The sequence below is a fragment of the Myxococcales bacterium genome (assembly GCA_022563535.1).
Lineage (GTDB): Bacteria > Myxococcota_A > UBA9160 > UBA9160 > UBA4427 > DUBZ01.
On record JADFNE010000106.1, the window covers coordinates 1 to 9,344 of the forward strand.

Consider the following 9,344-nt stretch of genomic DNA (forward strand, 5'->3'; position numbering starts at 1 on the left):
GACCTCTGGACATGGCGGGCCGCGCAAAGGGGCTGGGGCCAAGCGGGTTGGGCGGGGCCAGGTGCCTCATCGACAACGATCTGATTTCAATGAACTCACTCCCGCTCATGTGACGTTGCGCGTAGTAAAGGGACTCTCGAATCTTCGGCAACGATCACTCGTAATGGAAGTGCGCAAGACCTTCGCCCAGGGGTGTGAGCGCGGCGATTTTCGGCTGATTGTGTATTCCATCCAGCACAACCATCTTCACATGATCGTCGAGGCCGATTCTCAAGATGCCCTCTCCCGGGGCATGAAGTCGATTGCTGCTCGTTTTGCATTGGCGGTGAATCGTGTCTTTAAGCGCACCGGGAAGGTGATTGCAGGCCGGTATCACGTTCAGCTTCTCACGTCGCCCCAACAGGTGCGCAACGCGCTTCGTTATGTACTTCTCAACATTCGAAAGCACTTCAAACAGCGGAACGGGCATGCGCCGCCGGTGAAGATCGATGAAGCATCCTCGGGCAGCCAGTTCGACGGATGGCGCGCAAGTTCAGAGAGCTTGCGCGTGAAGGCATCCACCGATGAAGAAATAGGAGTTGCCAAAGCAGCAAGCTGGCTCCTCAGCAAAGGCTGGCGCAGACGCGGCCTAATCAACCTCTCCGCAATACCTGGCTAAAAACTCTCCCCCACCCAGCCCTTTCGCCGACGCCCACCCCGTCCGCACTACCAAACCGGCCCTTTTCCCTAACCGCCCAACGGGCAACCAAGTCCGGAAAAGGGAAGCCCCACGACACCCGCATTCACCCGTGCTCCACCTCCACCTCCACCGCCTCCGCCCGAACTGTCAAATACACCATGCCTCCTAGTGCAGCCTGAATGAACTGAAACGCCAACACGAGATTGAATAGATCGGCTCCTCGATTGGACCCCAACAACGCGAAGATCGCGAGAAACGCCGCATGGCCCGTACCGATTCCAGCGGGGCCAAGCGGGATCGACGATACCAACATCCCGATTGGAACGACCACGAACATGGCTCCGATCGGAATTCCATCGATCTCCATGGCGTTTACGAAACAGATCCACGCCACGACCAGAAACCCATGGGCTATGATTGACGCTCCGATACATGCAAGGGTCACTCCGCGTTTGTCGTGATAGACCCGCACGCCTTCATATACCTTCAGCACGCCACGCAGGAATGCGAAGCGCGTCGCCAGATGCCGCAATATGCGAAAAATTGGATCGCGCTCCTCGCTCAACCCAAGCAGCGCTGCGTAGAACACCACGACCCCACTGGTGACTCCGATCACCGCGAGCACGATCGGCGCACCGAGCGTGCCCGACCACGTTCCGCCGCTCCCCACTAGCAAGGCAATCGCTGAGAGCGTGATCAGTCCCGACAGCCCTACCACTCGGTCGAACAAGATTGAGCTCACGGCTGTGGCGGTATGGCCGGGGACGGACCGCACGACGTAGTAGCCCTTGATCAGGTCGCCACTGAGTGAGCCGGGTAGAAACACGTTGAAAAAGAGGCCCACGAACGCCGACTGGATGGTTCGTAGCAGGGGGATGGGAATTCCCTGGGCGCGGATCAGAACGTGCCAGCGGATGATCGCGATGGCGGTGGTGCAAGAGATACAAACCCAACCACCCAGCACCAATGGCCAGCGCGAGATTGCGGTTTTGATTGGCGCAAGCGACAGCAGGTCTTGCTGAATCAAGGCACCGACGATTACGACGAGAAGGGTCGCCTTGAGTAATGTGGCGATATGTCTGCGGCGCAAGGGACTGACCTCCGAAGGGTCGGTGAAACTCGCTATGCGTGGCGAAATGCTGGAGGCCTTCTCAGGGGCTTTCCGGAGCGGCAATCTGGCCCAGTTGGGCCATTGCTGCCCGTTGCGCGGCGGTCGGCTGGGCATTTTGTTCGCGTTCGAGCAGCGCCTGGATTTCGCTCTGGCTTTTGGCCGGCCAGGGAGAAGTAAGCGGGTCTAGTTGAACTGCTGTGGGGGTTTCGTCTGGAAGGACGTTAGGCGCGGGCATGTCGGGATCGTCGACCAGCGGTAGTGGAAGGTCTTGTTGGGTAACGGAGCCCCCATAGATATACACGAAGTCTTCGTCTTCAGAACCGGTCGAACCATCGCCAGGCGGCACAACGGGTGGGGGGGCTGGCAGATCGCCCGGGATATATCCAGGGGAGCCTCCCATGTCTGGGCTCGGTTTTGTTTCGCTGCTGCCGCAACCCAGAGCCAATACAAAAATCGCGCACGCAATGAAAACATGCTCGATTCGCTTTGACACCCGATCCATGAAACCGCTCCTGTTGAAACTCATTCGGCCCATCTTGATTCTATCCGTCTATTTTGCTGACTTACTGATCGGTCAGGTCGGAGGGACTGCTGCGTTCCTGCCATACCGTCGGAGTCAAGATGGTCGGAAACACGGAGCTCTTGACTTGACCCGCTGCCTGATCATCTTCATCGATGACGCCGCTTGGATCTGCCGAATCGGTGTCGAGCAGGACGAACCTCAACAAACCCTCGTCGGGCGCATCGTTTCGTATTGCGACCAGGTCGGTTTCGGTGTCGCTGTCGAACAAACCGCTGCCGATGTAGTTGTAGTCCGGTCCGAGATTGACCGGGTAAAACGGCGCTGACAAATTCTCTGCGTCTTCCAGCAGCAATCGCACCTGAATCAGGCCCTGGTTCGTCGCGGTTCTCTTGGAAAAAATCAGGTCGGCGCGATCATCTGGGTTGATCAATGCAAACCCCAGGAAGTCAAAGGCGGTCGGGGGTAGCCCGTGAGGAAATTTCTGCCCAGAGACCTTGATTCCGTCCGTCGCGTCGGCCTCCATCAACAGGACACGCAGATTTGGAAACGGGTCGCTCGAATCTCGGCTGGCAAGAATGAAATCAGCGTTGCCATCCCCGTCCGCGTCGGCCACGCCAAAGATCTCGAGTGTGTTGCCGGGGAAAGCGGAGACATTCAACGGGTGGGTGATCTGCATGACTTCCATCGAGGTGTTCATGAGATAGACCCGGACCAACCCCCAATCTTCATCGGGGCCGGTGTTATCGTGGACGAAGACGAAGTCGTCAACGCCATTGCCATCGAGATCGCCGATGCCGACTAGCTGGTACATCGGGTCGGGGATGAACTCGAGCTCTCCCTCGATCAGCCCCGTCGGGGCCGATGCATCGTCCTCGAGATCCCAAAGCCGCACCCCGCCGAGTTCTTCCGTCGGCGTGCCGGTCATCTTGCGCGCAGCGATCTGGGACTGTCCTTCGAGGTTGCCGTTGAAATTGCCAACCGCCAAAAACTCATAGCCGTCTTGCAGCAGAATTGGGAATTGGTTGCCCATGGGTAAGCCGGTCGCACTGTCGATCAGGATCGTCCTGAGCAAACCGAGGTTGGGCGCGGCGATCCTTTCGGCGAGGATGTCGGTCACACCGTCCTGGTTGAAGTCAGCGGCGGTCAAGATTGTGGAACTTGGTCCCGCCAAGGCGGATTGAGAAAATGCCAAGCATCCGACGATCGCCGCTAGCTGCCAACAACGCGCCATGACTCTCACTCGACCCCCTCTGAAGACGCAACCGATTCGGTCTTTACCGATCAGTTCCCGATCTGCCCGTCTTTCCGAGAACGCGGCGAGTGTATCAGCTGGATTGGAATCGCTGCAAGCTTCCAGCGGCCGGTGGCGAGTCGACGAGAACAAATCATGCATCCAAAAATCCCGGAACCGCCCGTGGAGTTGCGGTCTCTATTGCATCACCGCAGTGCGTTGCGGATCACCTCGGCAAACCCCTGCAGGCGCGCCTCTGCCCCGGCCATACCCTCGGTGCCTGGGGACACGACCGTGCTGAGACGCATCGAGACTGCCCAGTGATCGCGGCGGGCAGGTCCGCGATCCAGCACAAGGGTGTTGCGCCAGATCTCCTCGAGGTTGCCCGCGGTGCCCTCGTACCAGTGGTAGACCAGGGATTGCTGGCTTTGGCTTCGATAGAGAAACCGATCGACGTATCCGCCGCCGCTGAGGGGAACCACGTCGTGTGAAAGCTCGCTGTAGCCCAACCCCGGAACTGCAGTTTTCTTAGAGATCAGCGAGCCCCGTCCGTTCAGACGATCATCGGTCAGAATCTGAATTTGGACGCTGGAATCCAAGAAGTCGTATTCGCGGTGCAGCCACTTCGTCACCCCCACACTGCCGAGAAACTTTCGGTCGAGCTTTCGCCCCTTGGGCATGCTCCCGGCGAGTTCGGGCGGCAGACGAAGAGCCCGAGGTTCATGGGAGAGTGCGGTAGAGGCTTCGGGTTGCCAGGCGGGGATCAAGAAATTGCCAGTACCCAAAATGAGGAGAAACAGGGCCACACTCACGGGTCTGGCCCAGGTGAGGCGCGCGTCGGTCATGTCTGTCTGATGAAGCTTGTTTTTGGCCGAGGACGGAAGCTTGGCTTCGAGACGTTTCAGAAGATTGTCGAAGGCGACGATCAAGAGCACACCACCCCCCAACATGACGATCCCCTGGGCGGTGTGCAGCGGACTCCAGGTGCCATAGGGATTGAAGATGATCGACAAGACGCGAACGAAGTTTACGAAGTAGCCAAAGATCGGCGCGACCAACAAAAGCGATATCACCTGGAAGGGTCGTCGGTAGAAAAGTATCGAGTACAGCACGCTGGCCATGATCAAGGTTTCGATCATCCGCATGCCACTACAGGTCTCGATCACCTGAAACCATTGCGGACCCGTGTAGATCACATCACCGAATCTCTCCGGCGCGTGGCCGATCAAGCGCATGAACGCCTCCGTGCTCGAGGCGGTGGAGAGCTGTAGGGGCCAGACGATCCAGTTGACGATGCTGGCGGGAATGGGAAAGGCAAATACCAGGAACAGTGCCGGCGCAGCGATCGCGCGGAGCCCACTGCGACCTCCGAGCATGGCGCCCGCTCCAAGTAGCAGCAGAATCATGCTCGGGATCAGAAGCTCCGGTGCGCGAACGAAGTCGGCCCAGCGTCCGATCACCCCACCGCACGCGAGCAGGCAGGCACCCGCGACCCACAACGGTGGTTGGCGGAGCGCGCGCTGTAACTGCGCGCGTCGGCTGATCAACAGCAGCGCGACCACTGCAAAGATCAGAACCGGAGTGCCCCCAGCGGGTGCAAACAGCTCGGCCTCGGCACCATCGATAGGAGCCGTGCCGTACGGCTCGGGATTGAAGTCCAGCAGTCCCCAATTGACGAAGAGTATGAGCCCCGCGATTGCGGCGAGCATCGGTTCAGTCCTGACCGACCCGAACGAGAGAGAGCCAGCCCAGGATCAAGAGCAACCCGCCAATCGGGGTGACGGGCCCGAGCCAGCGCATGTTCGTGAGCAGCAACAAATAGATCGATCCAGAAAAGAGCAGCATGCCGGCGCTGAATAGCGAAGCGGGCAACTTGACAGAATTTCCGCTGTACGCCGCAAACAGGCCGAGGGTGAGCAGCACTGCGCTGTGGAGCAATTGATAGTGCGCTGCGGTGGCCCAGGATTCGAGTTGATCGGGAGTGAGACGCGACTTGAGACCGTGGGCGCCAAATGCACCGGCGACGACGGCCAGCATCCCCGATACCGCGGCGACCTGAATCCACATGGCAATCTCCTCCGCGGCCAATCGTACCGGAAACGACGCCTTGCCTCGACGGTTTGATCTCGGCTCGATAGGCTCGCTTCCCAGGAGGAACAAGTGGCAAAACGAGTCGACTGGTATTACCACCGCAAGGGCTGAACTTCCTGCACGCGAGCGTCCAAGTTTTTGGACGCCAATGCGATCGAGCCCAAGGAAATCGTGTCAGCTAGCAAGAAACTCGGCGAGAAGGAAGCCGTCGAACTGGCCAGGTCCGTGTCCAGACTGGTCGTGGCCAAAGGGAAAAACATCAGCGAGTTCAATGCGGGCGAATTGAACTCGAGCGAAGCTCTTGCTGCGATGTTGGGCCCCACCGGCAATCTTCGAGCGCCGACCCTCAGAGTGGGGAAGACCCTCGTGGTCGGCTTCAACGATGAGATCTACAGCAAGTCGCTTCTATAGAGAAAGTCGCAGCTATAAAAGAGGCGAACCCAACTCGTCATGTTGCAGCCCGACCAGGTCTCGATACTGGCCTGGCTGCGCCATCAATTCTTCGTGAGTTCCCTGTTGGGTGATCCTTCCAAATTCCATCACGACAATTCTGTCGGCTCGGCGAATCGTCGAGAGCCGGTGGGCGACAATGAACAGGGTGCGATTGCCGCGAAGCGCATCGATGGCGTCTTGAACCGTCTGTTCAGTCTTTGCATCGAGCGCGCTGGTGGCTTCGTCAAACACCAGGATTGCGGGGTTCTTCAGCAGTGCCCGGGCAATCGTGATGCGCTGACGTTGGCCTCCCGACAGGCGCAGGCCAAACTCACCGACCTTGGTCAGATACCCGTCCGGGAGTTGGGTCGCAAACTCGCTCACCCGCGCGACCGTCGCCGCGTGTTCGACTTCTTCATCGCTGGCCTCCGGGCGCCCGTATCGGATGTTCTCTGCGATCGTCGTGTCAAACAGGAAGGGCTCCTGACTCACAATGGCAACTTGCGCCATCAACGATTTCCGTTTGATGGCGCGCAAGTCACGTCCATCGATTTCGATTGAACCAGAAGTAGGATCGTGGAAGCGCAGAAGTAGATCGACGAGGGTCGACTTGCCTTCGCCGCTGCGGCCCACAATGGCGATCACCTCCCCCGCGTTGACCTCGAGGTCGACGCCAGCGATGACCGCCTTGCTTTCGTATTGGAAGCTCACGGAACGGAAGCGGATGGAGTGATGAACTCCGTCGATCTCCACCGCATCGGCGCGATCGGGAACTTCGGCATCCATGTCGAGAACTTCAAAGTATCGCTCCGCCGATGCGAGAGCTTCGCTCAGCTTCGCCCAGCCCCGGGACAAAGTTTTCAGCGGCCGGTATGTCGTGGCGAGAACGGTTGCGAAGGCTGCAACTGCGCCCGGCGTGATGTCCCACATTCCGCGAATTACCAACCAGGCTCCGAGGCCCAGCATTCCGATCCCAGTCAGTCCCGTCACGAACTCGACGAGACTTGCCGAGAGAACGCGGTTCTTTACAACCTTCATGTCTCGCCGAAACAGCTTGGTGGCCTCGCGACTAAACGCCGCTTCTTCGAGTTGCTCACCCCCAAAGGCTTTGATGACTTTGATGCCCGCCAGGATGTCCACCAACCGCTGGGTGACTTCGCCAAATTGTTCCTGGCGGAGGCGCGCGGTTTTGCGAATGCGCCGGGCAAACCACGCAACGGTTCCGATCACAGGCGGGGCGCTGATGAGAGAAATCAGTGTCAGCTGCCAGGAAATGAAAAACAGCGTGATGCCGCCTCCGATGACCATGGCGCCGGCTTGCAGGAAGTCCCCGAACACCAGCTTCAATGCGGCCTCACTGGCGTTTGAATCATTCAATGCGCGATTGAGCGTATCGCCGCTGTGCTTGGCCCGGTGGAAGGCCAGAGGGAGTCGCAGCAGTTTCGCCGCCAGAGTGTTTTTGATGTCGATGGAAATGCGGCCCAGGGTGTGGGCCAGCAAGTACAGGCGTGCGTACAACACACCCGGCATGACTACCGCGATGACGAGCGCAACCGTCAAAATGAACTGCAGCTCAGCCAGGATGCTCGAAGTCGAGCCCGTAGCGCCGGGCAAGAGGACGTCGTCGAGCAGCGGTTGCATCAGGTACGCGCGGACATAACGACCCGCAGAGAACACCAGCGTCAGCGCGATGGAAACGGCGATGGTTGCGAGATAAGGCTCCGCGAACGAAAGCATGCGCCTCAGCAGGGCAAGGTTCGACCGGGGCGCGGTTCCCGTTGGCGACGGGGCTCCCGACTCGATGACTGGCCGCAGATCGCGATGGAGTTCAGTGCCCACTCGAGCCAGGCCCTCGCTTGGGTGCGTCGGTTGAACGCGGAAGTGATGGTCGTCAGCATAGCTCATGCAAATTCACGCCTGAGAGCTACGAGAACCGAGTGACTGGATGTAACAGAGGGCTTCGAGTCCGCGCCTGGCTTCGGCATCGATCGCGGTCGCCTCGTTCATGCGCTCATACGCCTCATGGAACGTTCGAAACGAATCCATGATTCGATCGTGTTCGTTGGTAGTGAGGTTCTCTTCGCTCTCGATCAACTCGTCTCGATTGCCGCGACGTATCCTGCCCGTAGAATCGATTTCGCAAAACAAGATTTCGTCGAGCGAATAGTGCTCACCATCGAGACGTAACTCGCTCTTGCCGAATTCGCGAAAGGTTCGGCGAATCGCAAATGCCCGCGAGTCGTTTGTCGGGGGTGCGGTCAAGTCGCGTCCCGGAAGCCCGGGGCCAGTCATTTTGAGCCCCGCCAGCGAAAGCAGCGTGGGAGCGATGTCGATGGCGCTAGTGACATTGTTTCGCACGCCGGCAGCGACCTTGGGAGAAATTACAAATGCGGGTACGCGCAATTCTGCCTCGTTGAGTCGAGCGCCGTGTCCGATCGAGTTCCCATCGCCAAGGCTCTCCCCGTGATCCGCGACGACTACGATGTGGGTTTCATAGGTGGCCTCGTCCTCGGCGAGTTTTCGCAGCAGACGGTCAAGGGCCAGATCGAGGTACCGGACGTCTTTATCGTATAGGGCCGCGGCTTCTGTCAACAGTTGTTTGACCGCGGCCGCTCCCGTCGGAATGCCTGCCATGATGTCCTTCTTCCTCATGGCTCCGGCCCCACTGGAGATTCCATAGGGTGCGTGTGGATCGAAGTAGTGAAACCAGAAAAACTGCTTCGGCTCCGTTGCCCGCTGTAGCGCTGCAAGGGCCCGATCGGTGATCGAATTGCCAAGCGCGAAGAATTCGCCCGCCTGGATCTTCCAATGACTCTCCCACAGCAATTTGTTCTCGCTGAGATTGTGACTGAAGTCATCGTTGAACTCGTCGAAGCCTCGCGCAAACCCGAAGCGTCTGGCCAGCGGGAAAGAAGCGACAATTGCACGGGTTTCGAAGCCATTCTGCTTGAACGTTTCGACGATGCTCGGGAATCGATCGGAGAACACGCTGCCATTTCGCGTGATGCCGTGTTCCCAAGGCGGCAGGCCCGTCAAGAAAGTCACATGGGCGGGCTGGGTGACGGGCGACACTGTGTAGAAGTGGCGAAATACGAGGCCTCGCTCCGCGTGGCTGCGAGTCAGCGGCATCGCGGAGGTTTTGCCGTGAATTGCTTCAAAACGATCGAACCTCAGGGTGTCGAGGGTGATAAGGACGACCCGTACGCGAGCGTCTCCTTCACGCGAACTCGTTCCGCATGCACAGATCAGCGCGGCGGAACAGCCGGTGAGCAGGAGA

General features: G+C 59.0%; 9 protein-coding genes. 2 read left to right on the top strand and 7 right to left on the bottom strand.

What is annotated here, in order from left to right:
• Nucleotides 1–658: transposase (locus IH881_19145; protein MCH7869817.1), on the top strand; the 658-nt coding region annotated here is incomplete at its 5' end.
• Nucleotides 659–782: 124 nt separating this feature from the next.
• On the opposite strand, the gene IH881_19150 is transcribed toward IH881_19145, so the two are convergent.
• The 5 genes from IH881_19150 to IH881_19170 form a co-directional block, all read right to left on the bottom strand.
• Entirely contained in the window at nt 783–1,769 is a 987-nt protein-coding gene (locus IH881_19150) for a flippase-like domain-containing protein (protein MCH7869818.1), read from the bottom strand.
• A 61-nt stretch (nt 1,770–1,830) separates the two neighbouring features.
• Nucleotides 1,831–2,316 carry a hypothetical protein gene (locus IH881_19155; GenBank protein MCH7869819.1) on the bottom strand — a complete coding sequence of 162 codons (486 nt, stop codon included), beginning with the start codon at nt 2,314–2,316 and terminating at the stop codon, nt 1,831–1,833.
• Between the two features lie 37 nt (nt 2,317–2,353).
• Nucleotides 2,354–3,460, bottom strand: a complete 1,107-nt coding sequence (locus IH881_19160) for a hypothetical protein (GenBank protein ID MCH7869820.1) — start codon at nt 3,458–3,460, stop codon at nt 2,354–2,356.
• Between the two features lie 290 nt (nt 3,461–3,750).
• Nucleotides 3,751–5,253: an archaeosortase/exosortase family protein gene (locus tag IH881_19165; GenBank protein ID MCH7869821.1), complete on the bottom strand. Its 1,503-nt coding sequence runs from the start codon at nt 5,251–5,253 to the stop codon at nt 3,751–3,753.
• A gap of 4 nt (nt 5,254–5,257) precedes the next feature.
• Nucleotides 5,258–5,611 (bottom strand): DUF423 domain-containing protein, encoded by a 354-nt coding sequence (locus IH881_19170; GenBank protein ID MCH7869822.1) that lies wholly within the window; start codon nt 5,609–5,611, stop codon nt 5,258–5,260.
• 195 nt (nt 5,612–5,806) lie between these two features.
• Between IH881_19170 and IH881_19175 the strand changes: the two genes are divergently transcribed.
• Nucleotides 5,807–6,046 carry a hypothetical protein gene (locus tag IH881_19175; GenBank protein MCH7869823.1) on the top strand — a complete coding sequence of 80 codons (240 nt, stop codon included), beginning with the start codon at nt 5,807–5,809 and terminating at the stop codon, nt 6,044–6,046.
• A gap of 12 nt (nt 6,047–6,058) precedes the next feature.
• On the opposite strand, the gene IH881_19180 is transcribed toward IH881_19175, so the two are convergent.
• Complete coding sequence (locus tag IH881_19180; GenBank protein MCH7869824.1) at nt 6,059–7,972, bottom strand: ABC transporter ATP-binding protein; 1,914 nt, start codon at nt 7,970–7,972, stop codon at nt 6,059–6,061.
• Between the two features lie 6 nt (nt 7,973–7,978).
• Nucleotides 7,979–9,344: sulfatase-like hydrolase/transferase (locus IH881_19185; protein ID MCH7869825.1), on the bottom strand; the 1,366-nt coding region annotated here is incomplete at its 5' end.

Excerpts from the sequence above, each read along its gene's own strand:
- IH881_19155 (MCH7869819.1), bottom strand. The coding sequence starts at position 2,316 with ATGAGTTTCAACAGGAGCGGTTTCATGGATCGGGTGTCAAAGCGAATC.
- IH881_19165 (MCH7869821.1), bottom strand. The coding sequence starts at position 5,253 with ATGCTCGCCGCAATCGCGGGGCTCATACTCTTCGTCAATTGGGGACTG.
- IH881_19170 (MCH7869822.1), bottom strand. The coding sequence starts at position 5,611 with ATGTGGATTCAGGTCGCCGCGGTATCGGGGATGCTGGCCGTCGTCGCC.
- IH881_19180 (MCH7869824.1), bottom strand. The coding sequence starts at position 7,972 with ATGAGCTATGCTGACGACCATCACTTCCGCGTTCAACCGACGCACCCA.